This window comes from Pseudomonas sp. PK-RTE-24 (genome assembly GCF_054052265.1).
Map to the genome: position 1 here is coordinate 4,808,013 of NZ_CM133224.1, position 20,713 is coordinate 4,828,725.

Here is a 20,713-nt window from a genome sequence, read left to right on the forward strand (position 1 = left end):
ATGAGGGTCTCGCCTTGAGAACGTTTGATCTGATCCGTGACGCCGTGCTGCCCGAATATCGCGACCGAGTAGCCGAATACCTGGTGCAATACGAAAGCGTCCTGCTGGACAAAACCACCCGCGATGCGCAATTGATCCGCGATACCGCCCAGCAACTGCGCGGTTACCTGCGCGGGCTCAACACCACGCGGGTGCTGGGCATGGCCTATTGGGAAGAGCTCGATCGCCGCGTGGTAGACACCTGGCTAAGCCCGCAAGAGTGACCGCTGAAGCGCCAGTGGTCTGCCCGGCAACACGCCCCCTGCGAAAAACCTGACCAAACGCTTACAATCGCAGGCCTATTGCCATACAGACAGGCCTGCCCGGAAATGCCGCTCGACCCGCCAACGATGCTGACCATCACGATCGCCCTCGCAGCCGCTGCCGCGCTGTACCTGGCGGTCGAGTGGCGCAGCATCCGTGAGCCTTCGCTACTGTTCTGGAGCGCCGGTTTCGCCACCATCACCATCGGTTCCACCCTCGCGCTGCTGCGCAGCAGCGGTTTTCTGCTGCTGGGCATCTGGTTCGCCAACGGCCTGCTGGTGACCGCGCATTTCTTTTTCCTGCTCGGTGTGGCGCGCTTCACCCAGACCCGACTATCGCCGGCGTGGTACCTGATTTTCGCAACCTGGCTGATCATGTTGACGTTGCCGGACGGGCCGCTGTGGTCCAAGGCCATGCTGGTGGCCAACTCGCTGCTGGTGGCGATCCCGACGCTCAAGGCCAGTTCGCTGCTGCGCCCGCACGGCAAGTCGTTGAGCGTTGGCGCGGTGCAATTGCGTTATGTGCTGCTCGGCCACGGCATCTTTTATGTGGCCAAGGCCCTGACCGTGGTGATCCCCGGCACACTGATCGATCTGGCGGCATTTCGCGGCGAGATCATTCAGATCTCGCTGGTCGAAGGCGCGATGGCGATCATGTTGATCGCCCTGTCGATGACCGGCACCGAGCGTTATCGCCGGGAAAAGCAGATCGCCCGCCTCGCCGAGCGCGATCCGCTCACGGCCCTCTACAACCGCCGCGCCCTGGAAAAGCGTACGCCACGCCTGCTGGCCGGCGTATCCGCGCAAAAACCAGGGGCGCTGCTGTTGATCGATATCGACAACTTCAAACTGGTCAACGATCAGTATGGGCATATCGCCGGCGACCGCTTGCTGATTGCCTTGAGCGAAATGATCCGTGCCCAGCTTCCGGCCAATGCGTTGACGGCGCGGCTGGGTGGCGATGAGTTTCTGATGCTGCTCAACAACGCGTCAGCGGAAGCTATCCTTGAACTGGGCAACGCCTTGCGCGAACAGTTTCTGGCCCTGGCGTCGCACACCTATCCCACGTCCGCTTCGGTGACCTTGAGCATCGGCGCCACCCTGTTCGACACACCGCCGGCCAGTCTGGCGGCGCTGATCGAACTTGGCGACGCCGCGCTTTATGAGTCCAAACGCGGCGGACGCAACCGCTTGCGCCTGTCCGGCCTCGCCACTCCAGGATGAAACCCGCCATGTCCAGCCACGACACCCCACTGCAAGACCTCGCCGCCCCCGAAGGCGTTTGTTACGGCTGCGGCGGCCGCAATCCGCAAGGCCTGCACGTGAAAAGTCGGTGGGATGAGGACGGCAACCACGTCATCGCCGAGCATCTGCCCGAAGCTCAATACTGCGGCTGGCCGGATCTGGTTTACGGCGGGCTGATTGCCATGCTCGTCGACTGTCACTCCAACTGGACCGCCATGGCCTGGCACTACCGCGCAGAAAACCGCGAAGCCGGCAGTCTGCCGCGCATCGACTGCGTCACCGGTAACCTTGGGATCAAATTCATCAAACCCACACCGATGGGCGTGCCGCTGCTCTTGCGCGCGCGAGTCGAAGGTGAAGTCGGGCGCAAGACCCGGGTGATTTGCGAGGTGTATGCCGGGGAAGTGCTCACGGCGGTGGGTGATTCGGTGTTTGTGCGGGTGGATACGGGGCAGTTGGCGGATGCAGCGCATGGCCGCAAAAGCCAAAGCCCCTCACCCTAGCCCTCTCCCAAAGGGAGAGGGAACTGACCGAGGTGCTTGGTGCAGATACGCCGACCTGGGAAACCGAGCCGAACTCAAATCTTGAAAAAACCCCCACCCTAGCCCTCTCCCAGAGGGAGAGGGAACTGACCGAGGTGCTTGGTGGAAATACGCCGACCTGGGAAATCGAGCCGAACTCAAATCTTGAAAAAACCCTCACCCTACCCCTCTCCCAGAGGGAGAGGGGATTGACCGAGGTGTCTGGTGGAATAGGCCGACCTGGGAAACCGAGCCGAACTCAAATCTTGAAAAACCCTCACCCTACCCCTCTCCCAGAGGGAGAGGGGATTGACCGAGGTGTCTGGTGGAATAGGCCGACCTGGGAAACCGAGTCGAACACAAATTCTAAAAAGCTTGAAAATCGGCTCCCTCTCCCTCGGGAGAGGGCTGGGGTGAGGGGCTACGGTTCAAGCCACGCAGCCACACTCAAGCCGAAAGCGAAACGTTCTGAGCCAGCTCTTCAACGCGACAAAGCCACCACACCAGCCCGCGCCGCGTGCAGCTTTTTATAGCTTTCGATCAAGCGCAAATGCCGATCCAGCCCTTCCAGCTTCATGCTCGTTGGCGTCAAACCGTAAAAACGCACACTGCCATTCACCGACCCAATCGCCGCATCCATACGCTCGTCACCAAACATCCGGCGGAAATTGGCTTCGTAATCCTCAAGCTCGAGATCCTCGTCCAGCTCCATCTCCAGCACCACATTCACTGCCTGATAGAACAAGCCGCGCTCTACGGTGTTGTCGTTGTATTGCAGGAACGCCTCAACCAGATCCTTGGCCTCGTCAAACTTCTGCAGTGCGAGGTAGATCAGCAGGCGCAGTTCCAGAATCGTCAGCTTGCCCCACGGCGTGTTGTCATCGAACTCAATGCCGATCAGCGTGGTGATATCGGTGTAGTCATCCTGCTCGCTGCGTTCCAGGCCTTGGACCAGATTGCGCAGGCCAACCTTGCTGAGGTTGTGCAGATTGAGGATGTCGGCACGGAATTGCAGGGCTTTGTTGGTGTTGTCCCAGATCAGGTCTTCGATCGGGTAGATCTCCGAGTAATCCGGCACGAGGATGCGGCAGGCCTTGGCGCCGATGTGCTCGTAGACCGCCATGTAGACTTCCTTGCCCATGTCTTCGAGGATGCCGAACAGCGTCGCGGCTTCTTCGGCGTTGGAGTTTTCGCCTTGGCCTGAAAAGTCCCACTCGACGAATTCGAAATCTGGCTTGGCACTGAAGAAGCGCCACGACACCACACCGCTGGAATCGATGAAGTGCTCGACAAAGTTGTTCGGCTCGGTCACTGCCTGCCCGGAGAAAGTCGGCTGCGGCAAGTCGTTGAGTCCTTCAAAGCTGCGGCCCTGAAGCAGTTCAGTCAGGCTGCGTTCCAGCGCGACTTCCAGGCTCGGGTGCGCGCCGAAGGAAGCGAAGACGCCGCCGGTGCGCGGATTCATCAGGGTCACGCACATCACCGGGAATTCACCGCCCAGCGAGGCGTCCTTGACCAGCACCGGGAAGCCCTGCTCTTCAAGGCCTTTGATGCCGGCGAGGATGCTCGGGTATTTTTCCAGTACCTCTTGCGGTACATCCGGCAGGGCCATTTCGCCCTCGAGGATTTCGCGTTTGACCGCGCGCTCGAAAATTTCCGACAGGCACTGCACCTGCGCTTCGGCCAAGGTGTTGCCGGCGCTCATGCCGTTGCTCAGGTAGAGGTTTTCGATCAGGTTCGACGGGAAGTACACCACTTCACCGTCCGACTGGCGCACGAACGGCAGCGAGCAGATACCGCGCTGAGTGTTGCCGGAGTTGGTGTCGTAAAGGTGCGAGCCGCGCAGTTCGCCGTCGCGGTTGTAAATGCCAAGGGTGTAGTCGTCGAGAATCTCGCTTGGCAATTCGTCTTTCGAACCCGGCTTGAACCACTTCTCGTCCGGATAATGGACGAATTCGGCGTTGGCGATGTCTTCGCCCCAGAACTGGTCGTTATAGAAGAAGTTGCAATTGAGGCGCTCGATGAACTCGCCCAGCGCCGACGCCAGTGCGCCTTCCTTGGTCGCGCCCTTGCCGTTGGTGAAGCACATCGGCGAATGCGCATCGCGAATGTGCAGCGACCAGACGTTGGGCACGATGTTGCGCCACGAGGCGATTTCGATCTTCATGCCGAGGTCGGCGAGGATCTTCGACATGTTGGCAATGGTCTGTTCCAGCGGCAGGTCCTTGCCGGCGATGTAGGTGCCCGCCTGGGAATCGGACTGCGGCATCAACAAGGCCTGGGCATCGGCGTCGAGGTTGTCGACTTCTTCGATGATGAACTCGGGGCCGGTCTGCACCACTTTCTTCACGGTGCAACGGTCGATGGAACGGAGGATGCCCTGGCGATCCTTGTCCGAGATGTCGGCGGGCAATTCGACCTGAATCTTGAAGATCTGGTTGTAGCGGTTTTCCGGGTCGACGATGTTGTTCTGCGACAGGCGAATGTTCTCTGTCGGAATATTGCGGGTGTCGCAGTACAGCTTCACGAAGTAAGCCGCGCACAAGGCCGACGACGCCAGGAAGTAGTCGAACGGCCCCGGTGCCGAGCCGTCGCCCTTGTAGCGGATGGGCTGATCGGCGATCACCGTGAAGTCGTCGAACTTGGCTTCAAGTCGAAGGTTGTCGAGAAAGTTGACCTTGATTTCCATGCGGGATTACCAGAATACGGCTAAACGAATGGCGGCCATTATCCGGTTTTTGTGCGGGAAGTCTCGCCCTTTCGGGATTCGCCGCTGGCCGGCGCTGCTGGAAATTCCAACGGATTCGCTACACTTTGAAAAAATCCAGGCGATACCAATAACAACAATCTGAACATTGTGCGCTCGCCATTGTTCTAGATTCAGAAGACACCGGATCAAGGACGAGCACATGGCCGTTATTCTCCCTGCGCAGCCAATCCCCACCCCGCAACGCGCCGTCACCCGGCGCCTGGCCATCGCCGTTGGCGCACTGTTCGTCGCTGGCGTTATTGCCGCGATCAGCACCCTGCTTGGCATTGCCAATACCCTTGACGCGAAAGATCTGGAACAGAACCAGTTCTATTCCGTGCGCGCCGTGGAAAACCGCATCACCGCGTCGAAAAACTACATCACCAGTTATGCCTACTGGACCCGCGCCTATGAGGCCTTGAGCGGGCCGATCGACGTCAACTGGGCCTACACCGAACAGAACATGGGCAAGACCCTGTTCACCAGCGACGGCTACGACGGCGTGTTCGTCCTTGATCGCAATCGCACCAAGTACGCGGTGATTCGCGGGCAGATGGTTGAAACCGACGTATCCAGCGTACTGCAAGCGCCCGCCTCGGCGCTGGTCGAGCAGGTGCTGAGTCAGCCTGATCTGACCAAGCCGATCAGCAGTTATTCATTGTTCGAAGGCTGGCCGGCGCTGATCACCGCTGCCGCGATCATTCCCAATGACGAGCGCCCGCTGGATGAATTGAGAAACACCTCGGTGCTGGTGTTCGTCGACAAGCTGACCCCGACCAAACTGCGCAAAATCGGCAGCGGTTATGGCCTGACGAACCTGACCCTGGTCCCGGATGAAACCATTGAGAAAGGTCATCCAAGCGTGCCCCTCGACAGCACCGGCTACAGTCTGGTCGCCGACCTGCAGCGACCCGGTCAGCAATTGCTGTGGACGCTGGTGCCGCCGCTCGGCGCGACGTTTCTGGTGCTGATGCTGCTCACCGCCTATTTTTTCCGCCATGCATTGCGCTCATCGCAATACGTCGACAACAGCATTCATGCCATGCAGGCCTCGAATCAGGCACTCGAGAAAGCCAATCATGCCCTCGAAGCCAGTGAAGAACGCTTTCGCGCCGTGGCCGAAGCGGCGTCGGACTGGATCTGGGAAGTTGATGATCAGTTGGCGCTGACCTATCTGTCGGCGCGCTTCAGCGAAGTCACCGGCTACCCGCAAGCCCTGTGGCTGGGCCAGGACATCGGCGAATTACTGAGTTGCGACACCACGCCACTGGAGCTGTGGCTGCGCAAACTCAGCGAGGAAAACAGTGCTGGCGACTTGCGCTGCACTTATCGCGATCACTCCGGGCAGCCGCGCCACTGCCGGCTCTCGGCGCGGCCGATTTTCGACAAGAACATCGTCGTCGGCTATCGCGGCACTGCCAGCGACATCACCGACGAAGTCGCCGCCCATGCGCAGATCCAGCACCTGTCGATGCATGACGCCCTGACCGGTCTGCCCAACCGCAACAAACTGGCGCGTTATCTGGATGAAGTGCTGATATTGAAAGAACACTCGCCACCGCTGTCGCTGCTGATGATCGATCTGGACAACTTCAAACCGATCAACGATTCCCTCGGCCATCCTGCCGGTGACGCGGTACTCCAGGAAGTCGCCACGCGTCTGCGCGAATGCACCCGCGAGCACGACCTCGTCGCCCGCCTCGGTGGTGATGAATTCGTCGTGGTGCTCAATGGCATGGACAGCCATAACGAGATCGACAAATTCTGCACACGGCTGATCGGCAGCCTGCATCAGCCGATCCTCTACGAACAGCATCCACTGCATATCGGTGCCAGTGTCGGCATCGCCCTGAGTCGTCGGCACGGTTTCGTCGCCAGCGATCTGATCCGCTACGCCGACATCGCGCTGTATCAGGCCAAGTCCGATGGCAAGAACACCTGGTGCTATTTCGAAGCGCACATGAGCGACCAGATCCAGACGCGCCGGCAAATGGAAGATGACCTGCGCCACGCGCTCAAGCACAACGAATTTGTCCTGCACTATCAGCCGCGCTACAAGGTCGACGGCAAACACATCGTTTCAGTCGAAGCGCTGGTGCGCTGGCAGCATCCGACCCAAGGGTTGCTCGGACCGGACGTGTTCATTCCGCTGGCCGAGCAGACCGACCTGATCGTGCCGCTGGGCCGCTGGGTGTTGCGCGAAGCCTGCGAAACCGCGCTGGAATGGCCCCATGACATTCTGCTGTCGGTCAACCTCTCGCCTGCGCAGTTCGCTCTCAGCGACGTCGTCGAGGATGTTCGTGAAGTGCTGGTGGAAACGCGTTTCCCGGCCAGCCGTCTGGAGCTGGAGATCACCGAGAACGTGATGCTCAACGACACCGATGGCGCGCTGACTACCATGAATCAGCTAAAGGAGCTCGGCGTGCGTCTGAACATGGACGACTTCGGCACCGGTTATTCGTCGCTCGGTTACCTACGCGCCTATCCATTCGACGGGATCAAGATCGACAAACGCTTTATCGCCTCGATCAGCAGCGGCGCCAACGACCGTGCCGTGGTGCAGGCGATCATCGGTCTGGGCAAAGCCATGGGGCTGACGGTGACCGCCGAAGGCGTCGAGACCGAGGAGCAACTGGCGATTCTCGGCAAGGATCAATGCAACGAGGTGCAGGGTTATTTCATGAGTCGGCCGATCGACAAGGCGGCTTTTGCTGATCTGCTACGGGCTTCGCGCCTGTCGCTGGTGAGCAAAAAAGGTCGGGTAACGTGAATCTCAACCATCGCTGGCAACGCGGACCTTGCCGCTGAATACGCGGAAACCGAAGGTGTTGTAGGCCAGCGTGATGGGGATCAGCACGGCGAATCCGACCAGCATGAAGATCTGGCTGTTCGGGCTGGATGCGGCTTCGCTCAAGGTCAGATCCGGCGGAATGATCAAGGGAAATAGCGCGACCAGCATCACCGCGAAAGCCAGCACAAAAACGCCCAGCGCGGCGAACAGCGGGATGAAGTCGAAGCGGCAGTGAAAGCCTTTGCTGAACACCCATCCTAGAGCGCTGACGATCAGTCCTGCCGGCAACCACAGGCGAATATCGGCGAGCCGCCGGGCATATTGCGGCTGCAACGTCGCCGTCCATGCGATCAGCACCAGCAATAGTGCCGCGACGACCAGCGCCAGCATGCGGGCCTGGTGGGCCGAGTGCTGCTGCAGTTCATCCAGGGTGCGCCAGTACAGCCAGCACGTCCCCAGCCAGACGTAACCGAGCACCAGCACCAAACCGCAAAACACCGGGAACGGATTCAGCCAGTCGCGGCCATCGCCAATGTATTGACCGCCCCGATGCGCAACGCCTTGCACGAGAGTACCGAGCACCATGCCCTGGACCAACCCGGTCAGCAGCGAAGCCAGGGCCAACACGCCGTCGACGATGCGCTTGCGTCGCTCGTTCGGTGCGTAATCGCGAAACTCCAGCGCCATGGCCCGCGCGATCAAGGCGAGGAACATCACGATAAAAGGCACGTACAAGGCCGGCAGCAAGATCGCGTACGCCAGCGGAAACAACGCCAGCAGCCCGCCGCCGCCGAGCACCAGCCAGGTTTCGTTGGCGTCCCACACCGGCAGAATCGACACCGCCATGGCTCGTCGCTGGTATTTGCAATCCGTGAGGCCCATGAGCATGCCGACGCCCAGATCGGTGCCGTCGAGCAACACGTAGTTCATCACCGAGAACGCCAATGCGGCAGCGCACAATAGAGTCAGCCAATCGATATCCATGTCTGCGACTCCTCAGTGCCCGGTTTCGTCGGCAAGGGTGGGCTGCGGCCCGGGTTGATCCTGCTGCGGCGGCTCGCGCAACAGGCGCAGCAACACCCACAGACCGATGCCGAAGATCAGCAGATAAAACAGCAGAATCAGCCACGTCGACCCGACGACTTGAGCCCTGGACACTGACGACAGACTGTCAACCGTACGCATCAGCCCATAGACCGTAAACGGTTGTCGCCCCACTTCAGTAACCACCCAGCCACTGAGCATCGCCAGAAACCCGGCTGGCGCCAATAGCACGCAAGCACCCAGCCATCCGCGCGCGGTGTACAGCCGATTGCGCCGACGCAGAACCAGGCTGACCACGCCCTGACCGAGCATCAGCAGCCCCAGGCCGACCATCAGCCGAAACGCAAAAAACACTGGCGCGACGGGCGGTATGTCCTCAGCCGGGAATTCATCAAGCGCGGCGATTGTGCTAGTCAAATCGTGATGCAAATACAGGGAGCCGATGCGTGGAATGGCGACTTCCCAATGATTGCGTCGCTCGTCCATATCCGGCCAGGCGAACAGCCGCAGCGGCTCCCCTGCCCCCGGCGCCGGCCGCGTCCACGAGCCTTCGATGGCCGCCACTTTCTGCGGCTGGGCGTGCAAACTGTGCCGGCCATGCAGATCGCCGATAACAATCTGCACCGGCATCAGCAGCGCAATCACCCACAGCGCCATGGAGAATTGCAGGCGAGCACGCGGGTTTTCCGGGGCCTTGCGCAATTGCCAGGCACTGATCCCGGCAATCAGCGTCGCGCTGCCGATGAGCACGGCAAGTAGCATATGCGCCAGGCGATAGGGAAACGAAGGATTGAAGATGATTGCCCACCAGTCCTCGGCAAGGAAACGCCCGTCCGCGCCAATCGAATAGCCGGCCGGGGTTTGCATCCAGGAGTTGGCAGACAGAATCCAGAACGCGCTGATCAGCGAGCCCACCGTCACCGCGCACGTGGCAAAAAAGTGCAGACGCGGGCCGACTTTCTTCAAGCCGAACAGCATGATGCCAAGGAAACCCGCTTCGATGAAAAACGCCGCCATCACTTCATAGAACATCAGCGGACCGAGGACATCACCGGCCTGCACCGACAGCCGCGACCAGTTGAGGCCGAACTGATACTCCAGAATCAATCCCGACGCCGTGCCCACCGCAACGTTGAGGGCGAATACCTTGAGCCAGTAACGATAAACATCCAGATAAACCTGGCGCCCGGTTTTCAACCACAACGCTTCCAGCACCATGAGGAAATTCGCCAGACCGATGCTGAACGCCGCCAGCACGATGTGAAAGCTGATCGTGATTGCGAACTGAGCGCGGGCCGCCATCAGGGCCGAATCAACGGGCTCCATCCATCAGCCGCTGTAGAACACAGCCAGCTTGTTGCCTTCGGGGTCGCGCAGATAGGCCACGTAAAAGTCCGGCGTATAGGCCTCGCGAGTGCCGGGCGCGCCTTCGTCGCTGCCGCCATGGTCGAGCCCGGCCTTGTGCACCTGATCGACCTTATGCCGCGAGTCGGCGCGAAACGCCGGCATCATGCCGTTGCCGGGTGTCGCCGGCTCACCATTGAACGGTTGCGAGATGTGCACACTGCCGGGGCCGTTGGACTTGTCGATGCAATCGGGCAGGTAAAAACAGTAGTGTTCTTCGCGATCATGCCGGTAGCCGAGCGGCGTCAGGATCGCCTTGTAAAAAGCTGCCGAACGCTCGACGTCGTTGGCGCCGATAAACAGATAACTGAGCATGGGACGTCCTCCGATGACAGCTGTCAGCGCTGTGGCTGTTCTTGGTTCAAGGTGAAAACGTTGCCGGCGTCACGCACCAACTGGCGCCATTCGGCACTGGTGATCAGGCCTTGCTCCTCCATCTGATCCGCAGCCTTGAGCAGCTCGTCATATTGCTGTTCCGGATCCAGATCGCCCTCGGCCTGCTCCGCCATCTTGCGCCATGCCGCCAGTGATGCCTTCTTTTGCTGATCGAACATACGGGTATCTCCTGAGGGACTTACCCGGTAGAAAAAACAGCGCGAGAGAGGTTCAGGGCAGACGACGGATGGACGGTTGATGCGCAAAACCTTCTCGGAGTGAGCCTGCTCGCGATAGCGGTATATCTGTCAAATTAAATTTGAATGTTCCTCCGTCATCGCGAGCAGGCTCACTCCCACAGAAAAGCAAAATCAAAAGATCGCAGCCTTCGGCAGCTCCTACAGTTGGATCGCGTACCACCTCAAGAACAGGTCGGCTGTCAGGCCGCCTTCGCGAGCAGGCTCGCCTACAAAGCAAACGCAAAGCAGCGCAGCTGCCCGCGGCGAAGCCGCACCACTCAACAATGAGCGCAAGCTCGAGTACCGCTTTTGATCTTGATCCACCAGCGACGTCGGAAGGCTGAGTGGAGGGATTGATCCGGGCGTGGGAGCGCAGCGACCGTACGACGCAGTCGTACACAGCGAGTGTAGGTGCAGCGAAGCAAACCGGAGCCGCTGCGCCAGGATCGATCCCGGAGCGAAGGAACCCGAGCCTGCGAGGGCCGAACGCAGGAGCAAAGCGTTTTGGTTACTTTTGGGCGTCTGCAAAAGTGACCCGCTGTAAGAGCGGAACCGCCAGCCGCAACACCCGAAAAAACGGATATACACCCAAAACCCCAAGAGCCTGGTCGGCCCAAAGGCCGCCACGCCCAAAAAACCCGCAAATGTCAAAACCGCTCCGCCACCCGCTTGTACGCATAATCCGGCTCCCGGTACTTGCCCGGCTTCTGCCGTTTCGGCAACTCGACCTTGTCGCGCTTCACCTCTTCATAGGGGATGCGACTGAGCAGATCAGTGATGATGTTCAGCCGCGCACGACGTTTGTCATTCGAGTCGGCAACCCTCCACGGCGCCCAATCGGTGTCGGTGTGCTTGAACATTTCGTCCCGCGCCCGTGAGTAGTCATACCAGCGGCTGTAGGACTTCAGATCCATGGGTGTCAGTTTCCAGATCTTGCGCCCGTCATTGATTCGCGCTTCAAGCCGGCGGGTCTGTTCCTCCGGACTGACCTCAAGCCAGTACTTGAGCAGGATCACCCCCGAATCGACGATGGCGTTTTCCACCCACGGGATCGACTTGAGAAACTTGTCGGCCTGCTCCTCCGTACAAAAACCCATGACCCGTTCGACACCGGCGCGGTTGTACCAACTGCGGTCGAAAATCACCACCTCGCCGCCCGCCGGCAGATGCGGCAGATAGCGCTGTACATGCATCTGACTTTTTTCTCGATCGGTTGGCGCCGGTAATGCCATCACGCGGAACACCCGTGGGCTGACGCGCTCCGTGATCGCCTTGATCACCCCGCCCTTGCCCGCACCGTCGCGCCCTTCGAAAACAATACAAACCTTGACACCTTTGGCGATGACCCACTCCTGCAGCTTGACCAGCTCAACGTGGAGCTTGCGCAGCTGTTCGAGATAGTCCTTGTTTTTCAAGCGCGGACGTTCGATTGCCTTTGCAGGTTTCTTCTTGTCTTTCGCCATGAACCTGTCCTCGCGCTTCAACAGCCCGCTGAATTTGTTTATTGACCCGATGGCCCTGATCCGTGAGGTTAGTTCACGCCCGGTTGTTTGCCATCGCCGGGCAAAAAAGCCCTGTCGCCATGTGTTTCCTGAGGTTGTTCCGACGTCGCACTGTTCATTGCCCGATCCCCTGTTTGCTGGAGTTTTTTCGATGCCGTCGTCCAAATCATTGCCCACTGCCCTGCTCGGTCTGGCCCTGGCCGGCCCGGCGATGGCCGAGATCCAAGGTCTGGAGCTGGGGCAAGTGCTGATTTCGGCAGATGAGCGCAGTGGCAGCGATGCAGCGGTCGAAGAAGCGCGGGAACGCCTTGAGCAGGTTCCCGGCGGCACCAACGTGGTCGACATGCGCCAGCCGTTGCAGGGCCGCGTTGCCAGCAATCAGGATGTGCTGGCCTATCAGCCGGGGGTGTATGCACAGTCGGCGGGCAACGAAGGCGTGAAGATTTCCATCCGTGGTTCAGGCATCAACCGCGCACCCGGCGCCCACGCCTCGGGGCTCTACACGATGCTGGATGGCTTGCCCCTGAGCGGCCCCGGCGGCACACCGTATGAATTGCTCGAGCCACTGTGGGTCGACCATGTCGAAGTGCTGCGCGGCGCCAACGGTTTCGATCGCGGCGCGCTGGCACTGGGCGGCGCTATCGATTACGTCAGCCACACCGGTTACACCGCGCCAAAGCTGCACGTGCGCTACGCCACCGGCAGCCATGGCTATCAGCAGCGCCAGGTCAGCTCCGGGCAAGTGCTGGGAGATTTCGATTACTACGTGTCCCTGACCGATGCCAACGCCGACGGCTATCAGGACCACACCGCCAGCGAGAGCAAAGGCCTGGTCGCCAACTTCGGCTATCGCTTCAACCCGAATCTGGAAACCCGCTTCTACTTCCGCTATCGCGAGACCGATAACGACCTCGCCGGTCGCGTGACCAAGCATTCCATCGAACACAGCCCACGGGCAGCCAACCCGGCGTATGTGGCCCGCGATGACAGCCGCAAGCAGCCCGGCAGTACGTTCATCGGCAACAAGACCACGTTCTACCTCGATGACGATTCGAGTATCCAGACCGGCCTCGCCTACCACGACTACCCGATGGATCTGCGCGAAGGCCCGAACCGGCTGAAGGTGGCTTATACCGACGTCAGCGGCACCTTCGACTACAAACGCCGCGACACTTTGTTCGGGATGGAAAGCCGCAGCAACGTCGGCCTGCGCGTGACCAAGCACCTGCCCAACGATGGCGCCAGCGAGTTCGTGCGCATCCCGAGTGGCAACACCGCCAGCTACGCCCCGGGCACGCGGATGCGCAACTTCACTTATCAGGGTTCGGACACCGTTCTGCATTTCGGCAATGACCTGGAAATTGCCGACGACCTGTGGCTGACCTCCGGCCTCGCCGCGATCTACACCCGCCGCGAAAGCGCCGTGACCTATCCGCAGGGCGGCGGCAAAACCAGTCTCAGCGACTGGGACTATGCACCGCGCATCGGCCTGCGCTATCAGATCACCCCGGACGTGCAAGTGTTCGGCAACCTCAGCCGCTCCGTCGAAGCACCGCACCCGTGGTCGCTGATCTACAGCTCCAACGTGCGCTTCCCTGCCGGCAACGGCGCCGCCACCGGCACCCAGCGCGACCCAGTCGAACTGCAAAACCAGACCGCAACCACTCTGGAACTCGGTGGCCGTGGCGACAGCAAACTGGGCGAATGGAGCCTGGCCTGGTACTACGCGCAAGTTCGTCACGAACTGCTCTCGGTACTGCCGGACGCCAACGCCGTCACGCCCTACGAACTCAACGCCAGCCCGACCGTGCACCAAGGCATCGAGGCCAGCCTGAACAGCAAACTCTGGACCGCCGCCGACGGCCGCCAGTTGAGCTTGCGCCAGGCCTACACCTTCAGCGACTTCCACTACCGCGACGACGAACGCTTCGGCGACAACCGCTTGCCGGGCCTGCCGATGCATTATTACCAAGGCGAACTGCGTTACGACTGGCCGCAGGGCTTCTTTGCCGCCGTGAACACGCAACTGGTCTCCAAAGTTGCCGTGGACTACGCCAATAGCTACTACGCCGATCCGTACGCCCTGTTCGGCGCAACGCTGGGCTACAACGCCCCGAAGGGCGACTGGCAAGGTTGGGTGGACATGCGCAACCTGACCGGCAAGCGCTACGCGGCGACGGTCACGCCGGGGTATGACGACAAGGGAGTGGACGCCGCGCGGTCGACGCCGGGTGAAGGGATGGGGGTTTATGTTGGGGTTTCGTGGAGTTTGCTATAAGACCCAACGCGAAATTCAAATGTGGGAGCGAGCCTGCTCGCGAAAACGGTGTACCAGTCGTGAATTATTCGACTGACACGACGCCTTCGCGAGCAGGCTCGCTCCCACATTTTGCTTTGTGGTGCTGGTTAGAAGGGCGCAGGATTCAAATCTCTGTTCGAGAATCATCGTGACAGCAGGTCTCCTCGAACTGATCAGACAACCATCGCTCTCCATTGAAAATAACGGACTGACCTCATGGATACTTCCCAAGAAAACCCACTGGAAACATCACTGCGACTGGCCGCGGACGAACCCGCGCATCGCCCTGAGTTTTATCGCACCCTTCTGGACTCGACCGTCTACATCCTCGGCACCGCCGGTGCGGCGCAAGGTCATGTCAATCTCGAAGCCGGCAGCAACATCAGCATCGCCCATTGGCAGAAGCCCGATGGCACGCCTGTCATTCCGTTCTTCTCCTCGCTGCCAACGCTGCAACAATCCATCGACAGCGAACAGAGCTATGTAGAGATACCGGCACAATCATTGTTCGAAATCACGCTGGGCGCGCTGCTCTTTCTGAATCCGAAGTCGCCGTACGGCAAGGAATTCCTTCCGGATGAAGTGCAACGGCTGCTCTCAGGCGAAATCGGCCGGCCCGCCACGCAACGTACCGTCGAAAAAGAAACCAACGTGTTGCTTGGACAGCCTTCGGACTACCCATCGACGATGGTCCATTCGCTCTCGCAACTGCTGGCCAAACACGCCAATGTGAAACGCGCGTTCCTGGCGCTGATGCACGACACCTCGGTTGATGAAAAGCCGCACCTGATCGTTGGCATCGAAGCGGATGGTGATATCGAACAGGTCATGCGCGAAGCCGGCAATGTCGCTGGGGACACGGCCCCTGATGGCGGGCCGGTTGATTTTTGCCGCGTGCTGACGGGACAAGCCGGGCTCAGTGATTACTTCCTTAAGGAGACCAAACCGTTCTACGAGCGCAAGTCGCCAAGCAAGCTGCGTTCGTTATTTGGCTTTGGTTGAATACGATCTGATGAAAATCGCAGTCGCCTGCATGTCGCTTGATCAGCAGGCCAGTGGTCGATTCTCATGAGCGTGACCTTGGATTCTCTCAACCCGCCCTCATAACAGTGGGTATCCCCACATCGTCTCGAGAGGAAGCACACACCATGACCACTCAAACCGAAACTGCCATTCTCGCCGGCGGCTGCTTCTGGGGCATGCAGGATCTGTTGCGCCGCTATCCGGGTGTGCTGAAAACCCGCGTCGGTTACACCGGCGGAGAAGTGCCGAATGCGACCTATCGCAACCACGGCAACCACGCCGAAGCCATCGAGATCGAGTTTGATCCGGCCGTGATCAGCTACCGGCAGATCCTCGAGTTCTTCTTCCAGATCCACGACCCGAGCACGCCCAACCGTCAGGGCAACGACCTTGGCCCAAGCTACCGGTCGGCGATTTACTACCTCAACGACGAGCAGCGCGCCGTCGCTGAAGACACCGCCGCCGACGTCGACGCATCGAAATTGTGGCCGGGCCGAGTGGTTACGGAAATAGAACCGGCCGGGCCGTTCTGGGAAGCGGAACCCGAGCATCAGGATTACCTGGAGCGGATTCCGAACGGCTACACCTGCCATTTCATCCGGCCTAACTGGAAACTGCCGAAGCGCGGTTGAAGAAACTGCTGGCGGGGTTCAATGCCCCGCCACCACCGAAGCTTCTACAGAGCGCGGGCCCGACTTGAAACCGTGGGCCCGGGCACCCCAGGCAATGGCGAAGGCGATAGCGACCAGTGCCAGCATGGCCCACGGAAATGAGGTAACGCCCCACTGATCGAGCAGCACGCCGCCGACGACACCGCTGCCAGCGATCGCGCTGTTCCACGCCACTACGTTCAACGACAAGGCGACATCCGCTCCGTCGCCCGCCGCATCAGCCAGCGCCGTTTGCAACAGCGTCGCCGCGCCGCCAAAGGTTAAACCCCATGCCGCCACGCCGAGATAAATCACCTCTGGGCTGCCTCCGCCAAATCCCAGCGCCACGCAGACGGCGGCAAAGGTCGCCAAACTCAGCAGAACCGTCGAACGCAGCAGCGGCTCGACCAGCTTCGCCGTCAGCCATATCCCGACCAGAGCGGCGATGCCGAAGCTCAACAACACCACATCCACCCGCTCGGCCATGCCCGCCGGCGCCACGAACGGAGCGATATAGGTGTAGAGAATGTTGTGCGCCAGCATCCAACTGATCACCACTGCTAGCACAGGACGCACGCCCGGGGTAGTCAGGACTTTGCTCAGCGATAGGCGTTGATGGGCCGGCTGCGGCGGGTAGTCGGGCACTTTCACCAGTACCCAGACGATCAGTACCAAGGTCAGCGCCGACATCAGACCGAATGTAGTGCGCCAACCGACCAGCCCACCGAGCCACGTACCCAGAGGCACGCCCAGCGACAGCGCAATCGGTGTGCCGACCATCGCCAGCGCCAACGCCTTGCCCTGCTGTTCGGGCTCAACCATGCGTCGCGCATAGCCGGCCAGCAGACTCCATGCCAGACCCGCCGCAACCCCGGCGAAGAACCGCGCGACCAGCGTCACGCCGTAATGCGACGACAGCGCGGTAATCGAATTGAACAGCAGGAAACCGACAATCGTCAGCAGCAGCACGTTGCGGCGCCGCCAGCCCCGGGTGGCGATGGTCATCGGGATCACCGCCAGTACGGAACCCAATGCGTACGCGGTAACCATTTGCCCGGCCATGGACGGCGAAATCGCCAGGCCTTCACTGATCAACGGCAACAGGCCCGCCGGCAGGGTTTCGGTGACGATGCAGATGAAGCCAGTCATGGCCAGCGCCAGCAAAGCGCCGATGGGCAGACCTTTTGGCGTAGCCGTTAACGTGATTGAAGGTGTCACTGGAAGCTCCTCGAAAAAACCGACTCAGATTTAAATACCGATCGATCTAGATCCTGAGGGTGCATGCGCAGCGTTGTCAACAATTTCTGTATCGACTAGTCTTTATATTAAATCAATGAGGAGTCAGGTCATGGCGAGAACCGGTCGCCCCCGTCAGTTTGATCGCGACGACGCCGTCGATCAGGCTTTGCAACTGTTCTGGCAACACGGCTACGACGCGACATCGCTCGCCCAATTGAAGGCAGGCCTGGGTGGCGGTATCTCTGCGCCTAGCTTCTACGCCGCGTTCGGTTCCAAGGAAGCGTTGTTCGATGAATGCGTGCAGCGTTATTTAACCACCTACGCGCAAGTCACCGAGTGCCTGTGGGACGACAGCCTGCCACCACGCCAGGCGATCGAGACCGCTTTGCGCCAGTCGGCACGCATGCAGTGCGACGACACACACCCCAAGGGCTGCATGGTTACCCTCGGCGTCATGAGCGCACCGAGCCCGGAAACCGCCCATGTGGCGCAAGCCCTGACCCACTCCCGGCAGCGCACCCGTGCCGGCATTCAAGCCTGCGTCGAACGTGCTGTGAATGCCGGCGAGCTGGCCAGCGGCACAAGTGCGGCGGCGATGGCGACGGTATTCGACAGTTTCCTGCAGGGCATATCCATCCTCGCCAGAGACAACACCGCGCTGGATAACATTGATGCTGCCATCACTCAGGTCATGCAAACCTGGGACATTGCCGCCACGCGTAAGGCGGATTGATCAAATCACAAATGCACCGGTGCCACCGGCGCCGAACCCGGCTCCGGCACATCGACATTGACCTTCAGGGCAATCAGCAGCGCGGCCAGCAACATCAGAATTCCAGCTGCTACAAACACGCCATTGATGCCGCTGAAACTGAACACCGAACCGCCGGCGGCAGCGCCTGCGGCAATCGCCGACTGCACCGATGCGACGACCATGCCGCCTGCGCTTTCGGCCTGATCGGGTATCGATCGCGCCACCCAGTTCGACCATGCCACCGGCACGCCACCGAAGGCCATCCCCCACAGAGCCAGAAGCAACGCCTGCCCGGTGAGCGACGCCGGTAACCCGACCAACGCCAGAGCAGCAACGCCCACCAACACCGGCATCAGCACCAGTGTTGCGCGTGGATTGCGCTGCAACAGCCAGCCGGCGAACAGCGTGCCGGCAAAGTTCGCCACGCCGAAACCGAGCAGCATCAGCGCCAGCGTCTGCGCGCCGACTCCGGTGGTGCTTTCCAGAAATGGCCTGATATAGGTGAACAACGCGAAGTGGCCGGTGTGCACCAATACACAGCCGAACATGCCAATGGCAATGCCCGGTCGCAGCAACACCTCAAGCACCGTACGCAGGCGTGACGGTCGATGTGGCGCCAGACTCGGTAACGTGAACATTTGAAAGACCAGCGTCACCACGCCAACCGCCGCAGCTGCGAAAAACGCACTGCGCCAGCCAAACTGGCCGCCGAGATAACTGCCCAATGGCACCGCGACCACGGTCCCGACGGCGATCCCGCTGAAGATAATCGACAGCGCCCGTGGCAGCAGCGCCCCCGGCACCAGGCGCATCGCCACGGCCGCCGCCATGCTCCAGAATCCGCCCAGAGCTATGCCCAAAAGGATGCGCATGATCAGCAAAACTGCGAGGCTCGACGACAGCGCCACCAGCAGATTCGACGCGATCATCAGTACCGAGAAACCGAGCAAGACCAGCCGCCGATCAAGACTGCGCGTCAATCCAGGTACGAGCAATCCGGCAAAGAGCGCCACCACTGCGGTCACCGTCACTGCTTGCCCGGCCAGCGCTTCGCTGACGCCGAGATCCAGCGCCATTGGTGTCAGCAGGCTGGCCGGCAGATATTCCGCAGTGAGTAAACCGAACACCCCCATCGCCAGTGAGAAAACCGCCATCCACGCAGGAGCCATCGGCTCCTCTTCAGTTCGCCCATCACCTACACATTCATTCATTTCAAGACTCCCTCGGACATTTCAAGAGAGCAGTCTATTAGCGGCAAACCGGATGATCTATGATGCGCAGTCTTGAACTTTTGATCGAAACCCCGAACATGAGCAGCACTGATTCCTTTTCACTGTCATCAGACCTGATCACTGAATTGCTGCGCAGCATGCGTCTGCGTGGCGTGCAGTATCGGCGGATCCACGCCGGTCCGCCGTATGGTCTGGGTTTCAGCGACAAATCGGGCCATGCGTATTTCCACTTCGTTGCCGCTGGATCGACGGTGTTGCGACTGGAGGACGGCAGCCTTTACGAGTTGGCGGCGGGCAATGCGGTATTCATTGCCCATGGTGCAGCGCACCAGTTGCTGTCACACCCAAACGCCGAAGTGCAGGACATTGACAGCGCCGTCGCCGCGCCACTCGGCGATACGGTCTGCGCGGTGCAGGTCGGTCACAGCGCCGTTTCGCCCGATAGCGCCCTGCTCTTCAGTGGCTGTATGGAGTTCGAGCTCGGCAGCCTGCAGGGCCTCGGTCGGCTGATGCCGGGACTGATGCTGATCGACGCCGGCGGCCAGCGTTATCCGGGACTCATGCCGATTCTTGCGACCATGGAACGCGAAGTCAGCGCAGCGCGCATCGGCTTCGCCGGCATTCTCGCTCGCCTTGCCGACGTAGTGGCGGCAATGATTGTTCGTGGCTGGGTCGAATGCGCTTGCGGCAATGCCTCCGGTCTCGTCGCAGCCCTGCGCGACCCTCGTCTGGCGAAAGCTTTGCTGGCCCTGCACCAACAACCGGGGCGCGACTGGAGCGTCGCCGAGCTGGCAACGCTGTGCAACACCTCACGCTCGGTCTTCGCCGAACGCTTCCAGACCACCCTCGGCACCCCGCCGCTGCGCTACGCCACCGAACTGCGCATGCGCCTGGCCAGTCAGTGGCTGACACTGGAAAGACTGCCGATCGAAGAAGTGGCGCAGCGCTTGGGCTACACCTCCCAAGCGGCGTTCAGTCGTGCGTTCAAGCGGATAACGGGAAGCTCACCGGGAGCGAGTCGGCGCCAGCGCTGAAGACGAGAATCGCCGTAACAGAGCCGCTCTCATTCTGTGCCTCCCCCGGATTCTGCCCAGCCCCGCGCTCACCGGCTCACGGATAACCGAGCCTACGAGATACAGCGCTTTTGCCTACAAATCTTACGGAAGTCGCTGTCTTGCCCGCTTACCATCCGCAATTTATCGTTTCCCCTTCGCCACCTGAAATTTGAAAGCGCTGGGCACATTCAACTTTATACAAACAGGTCAGACGAAAAAGGGGTTGTTGACGTATCCGTCACTCCCTCCTAATCTCGGTCCCATCCCGCCCAAGGCAGTACGCCGTTCTAAT

The 20,713-nt window shown here is 60.4% G+C and carries 17 protein-coding genes; 9 read left to right on the plus strand and 8 right to left on the minus strand.

The window, feature by feature from the left end:
• Window positions 1-14 precede the first annotated feature (14 nt).
• The 3 genes from ACV8MC_RS21485 to ACV8MC_RS21495 all read left to right on the plus strand — a co-directional run bounded on the left by ACV8MC_RS21485 (window position 15) and on the right by ACV8MC_RS21495 (window position 2,050).
• A complete protein-coding gene (locus ACV8MC_RS21485; protein ID WP_041480432.1) occupies window positions 15-263 on the plus strand; it encodes a hypothetical protein in 249 nt (82 codons plus the stop codon).
• Window positions 264-368: 105 nt separating this feature from the next.
• Window positions 369-1,526 carry a GGDEF domain-containing protein gene (locus ACV8MC_RS21490; RefSeq protein ID WP_406228931.1) on the plus strand — a complete coding sequence of 386 codons (1,158 nt, stop codon included), beginning with the start codon at window positions 369-371 and terminating at the stop codon, window positions 1,524-1,526.
• 8 nt (window positions 1,527-1,534) lie between these two features.
• Window positions 1,535-2,050, plus strand: a complete 516-nt coding sequence (locus ACV8MC_RS21495; RefSeq protein WP_056785119.1) for a PaaI family thioesterase — start codon at window positions 1,535-1,537, stop codon at window positions 2,048-2,050.
• Window positions 2,051-2,549: 499 nt separating this feature from the next.
• On the opposite strand, the gene ACV8MC_RS21500 is transcribed toward ACV8MC_RS21495, so the two are convergent.
• Window positions 2,550-4,754, minus strand: a complete 2,205-nt coding sequence (locus ACV8MC_RS21500) for an OsmC domain/YcaO domain-containing protein (RefSeq protein WP_095179702.1) — start codon at window positions 4,752-4,754, stop codon at window positions 2,550-2,552.
• Window positions 4,755-4,974: 220 nt separating this feature from the next.
• On the opposite strand from ACV8MC_RS21500, the gene ACV8MC_RS21505 reads away from it, so the two are divergent.
• Entirely contained in the window at window positions 4,975-7,584 is a 2,610-nt protein-coding gene (locus ACV8MC_RS21505; protein WP_457263384.1) for a bifunctional diguanylate cyclase/phosphodiesterase, read from the plus strand.
• Between the two features lie 3 nt (window positions 7,585-7,587).
• Here the strand turns inward: ACV8MC_RS21505 and cydB are convergent, their stop codons facing one another.
• The 5 genes from cydB to ppk2 form a co-directional block, all read right to left on the minus strand.
• Complete coding sequence (gene cydB, locus ACV8MC_RS21510; protein ID WP_457263386.1) at window positions 7,588-8,589, minus strand: cytochrome d ubiquinol oxidase subunit II; 1,002 nt, start codon at window positions 8,587-8,589, stop codon at window positions 7,588-7,590.
• 12 nt (window positions 8,590-8,601) lie between these two features.
• Window positions 8,602-9,951 (minus strand): cytochrome ubiquinol oxidase subunit I, encoded by a 1,350-nt coding sequence (locus ACV8MC_RS21515; protein WP_457263387.1) that lies wholly within the window; start codon window positions 9,949-9,951, stop codon window positions 8,602-8,604.
• Between the two features lie 27 nt (window positions 9,952-9,978).
• Complete coding sequence (locus ACV8MC_RS21520; protein WP_041480439.1) at window positions 9,979-10,368, minus strand: VOC family protein; 390 nt, start codon at window positions 10,366-10,368, stop codon at window positions 9,979-9,981.
• A 23-nt stretch (window positions 10,369-10,391) separates the two neighbouring features.
• A complete protein-coding gene (locus tag ACV8MC_RS21525) occupies window positions 10,392-10,607 on the minus strand; it encodes a hypothetical protein (RefSeq protein ID WP_041480440.1) in 216 nt (71 codons plus the stop codon).
• A 707-nt stretch (window positions 10,608-11,314) separates the two neighbouring features.
• Window positions 11,315-12,130, minus strand: coding sequence for a polyphosphate kinase 2 (gene ppk2 / locus ACV8MC_RS21530; protein ID WP_056785103.1), 816 nt, complete (start codon window positions 12,128-12,130; stop codon window positions 11,315-11,317).
• A 190-nt stretch (window positions 12,131-12,320) separates the two neighbouring features.
• Here ppk2 and ACV8MC_RS21535 point away from each other — a divergent pair, with 190 nt between their 5' ends.
• The 3 genes from ACV8MC_RS21535 (at window position 12,321) to msrA (ending at window position 16,123) form a co-directional block, all read left to right on the plus strand.
• Entirely contained in the window at window positions 12,321-14,447 is a 2,127-nt protein-coding gene (locus ACV8MC_RS21535; protein ID WP_457263390.1) for a TonB-dependent receptor family protein, read from the plus strand.
• A gap of 237 nt (window positions 14,448-14,684) precedes the next feature.
• The gene (gene sseB / locus ACV8MC_RS21540) at window positions 14,685-15,470 is read left to right on the plus strand and encodes an enhanced serine sensitivity protein SseB (RefSeq protein WP_457263391.1); all 786 of its coding nucleotides are present in this window, start codon (window positions 14,685-14,687) and stop codon (window positions 15,468-15,470) included.
• A 146-nt stretch (window positions 15,471-15,616) separates the two neighbouring features.
• Window positions 15,617-16,123 (plus strand): peptide-methionine (S)-S-oxide reductase MsrA, encoded by a 507-nt coding sequence (gene msrA / locus ACV8MC_RS21545; RefSeq protein ID WP_457263393.1) that lies wholly within the window; start codon window positions 15,617-15,619, stop codon window positions 16,121-16,123.
• A gap of 18 nt (window positions 16,124-16,141) precedes the next feature.
• Here the strand turns inward: msrA and ACV8MC_RS21550 are convergent, their stop codons facing one another.
• Window positions 16,142-17,359: an MFS transporter gene (locus ACV8MC_RS21550; protein ID WP_076563247.1), complete on the minus strand. Its 1,218-nt coding sequence runs from the start codon at window positions 17,357-17,359 to the stop codon at window positions 16,142-16,144.
• 130 nt (window positions 17,360-17,489) lie between these two features.
• Between ACV8MC_RS21550 and ACV8MC_RS21555 the strand changes: the two genes are divergently transcribed.
• Window positions 17,490-18,113 carry a TetR/AcrR family transcriptional regulator gene (locus tag ACV8MC_RS21555; protein ID WP_150635571.1) on the plus strand — a complete coding sequence of 208 codons (624 nt, stop codon included), beginning with the start codon at window positions 17,490-17,492 and terminating at the stop codon, window positions 18,111-18,113.
• Between the two features lie 5 nt (window positions 18,114-18,118).
• Here ACV8MC_RS21555 and ACV8MC_RS21560 read toward each other — a convergent pair whose 3' ends face one another.
• The gene (locus ACV8MC_RS21560; protein ID WP_457263395.1) at window positions 18,119-19,345 is read right to left on the minus strand and encodes an MFS transporter; all 1,227 of its coding nucleotides are present in this window, start codon (window positions 19,343-19,345) and stop codon (window positions 18,119-18,121) included.
• Window positions 19,346-19,404: 59 nt separating this feature from the next.
• Between ACV8MC_RS21560 and ACV8MC_RS21565 the strand changes: the two genes are divergently transcribed.
• Window positions 19,405-20,400 (plus strand): cupin domain-containing protein, encoded by a 996-nt coding sequence (locus ACV8MC_RS21565; protein WP_457263397.1) that lies wholly within the window; start codon window positions 19,405-19,407, stop codon window positions 20,398-20,400.
• Window positions 20,401-20,713: the final 313 nt, after the last annotated feature.

What these genes read in the sequence shown, in the direction of transcription:
- ACV8MC_RS21490 (WP_406228931.1), top strand. Translation starts at nt 369, where the DNA reads ATGCCGCTCGACCCGCCAACGATGCTGACCATCACGATCGCCCTCGCA.
- ACV8MC_RS21495 (WP_056785119.1), top strand. Translation starts at nt 1,535, where the DNA reads ATGTCCAGCCACGACACCCCACTGCAAGACCTCGCCGCCCCCGAAGGC.
- ACV8MC_RS21500 (WP_095179702.1), bottom strand. Translation starts at nt 4,754, where the DNA reads ATGGAAATCAAGGTCAACTTTCTCGACAACCTTCGACTTGAAGCCAAG.
- ACV8MC_RS21505 (WP_457263384.1), top strand. Translation starts at nt 4,975, where the DNA reads ATGGCCGTTATTCTCCCTGCGCAGCCAATCCCCACCCCGCAACGCGCC.
- cydB (WP_457263386.1), bottom strand. Translation starts at nt 8,589, where the DNA reads ATGGATATCGATTGGCTGACTCTATTGTGCGCTGCCGCATTGGCGTTC.
- ACV8MC_RS21515 (WP_457263387.1), bottom strand. Translation starts at nt 9,951, where the DNA reads ATGGCGGCCCGCGCTCAGTTCGCAATCACGATCAGCTTTCACATCGTG.
- ACV8MC_RS21520 (WP_041480439.1), bottom strand. Translation starts at nt 10,368, where the DNA reads ATGCTCAGTTATCTGTTTATCGGCGCCAACGACGTCGAGCGTTCGGCA.
- ACV8MC_RS21525 (WP_041480440.1), bottom strand. Translation starts at nt 10,607, where the DNA reads ATGTTCGATCAGCAAAAGAAGGCATCACTGGCGGCATGGCGCAAGATG.
- ppk2 (WP_056785103.1), bottom strand. Translation starts at nt 12,130, where the DNA reads ATGGCGAAAGACAAGAAGAAACCTGCAAAGGCAATCGAACGTCCGCGC.
- ACV8MC_RS21535 (WP_457263390.1), top strand. Translation starts at nt 12,321, where the DNA reads ATGCCGTCGTCCAAATCATTGCCCACTGCCCTGCTCGGTCTGGCCCTG.
- sseB (WP_457263391.1), top strand. Translation starts at nt 14,685, where the DNA reads ATGGATACTTCCCAAGAAAACCCACTGGAAACATCACTGCGACTGGCC.
- msrA (WP_457263393.1), top strand. Translation starts at nt 15,617, where the DNA reads ATGACCACTCAAACCGAAACTGCCATTCTCGCCGGCGGCTGCTTCTGG.
- ACV8MC_RS21555 (WP_150635571.1), top strand. Translation starts at nt 17,490, where the DNA reads ATGGCGAGAACCGGTCGCCCCCGTCAGTTTGATCGCGACGACGCCGTC.
- ACV8MC_RS21560 (WP_457263395.1), bottom strand. Translation starts at nt 19,345, where the DNA reads ATGAATGAATGTGTAGGTGATGGGCGAACTGAAGAGGAGCCGATGGCT.
- ACV8MC_RS21565 (WP_457263397.1), top strand. Translation starts at nt 19,405, where the DNA reads ATGATGCGCAGTCTTGAACTTTTGATCGAAACCCCGAACATGAGCAGC.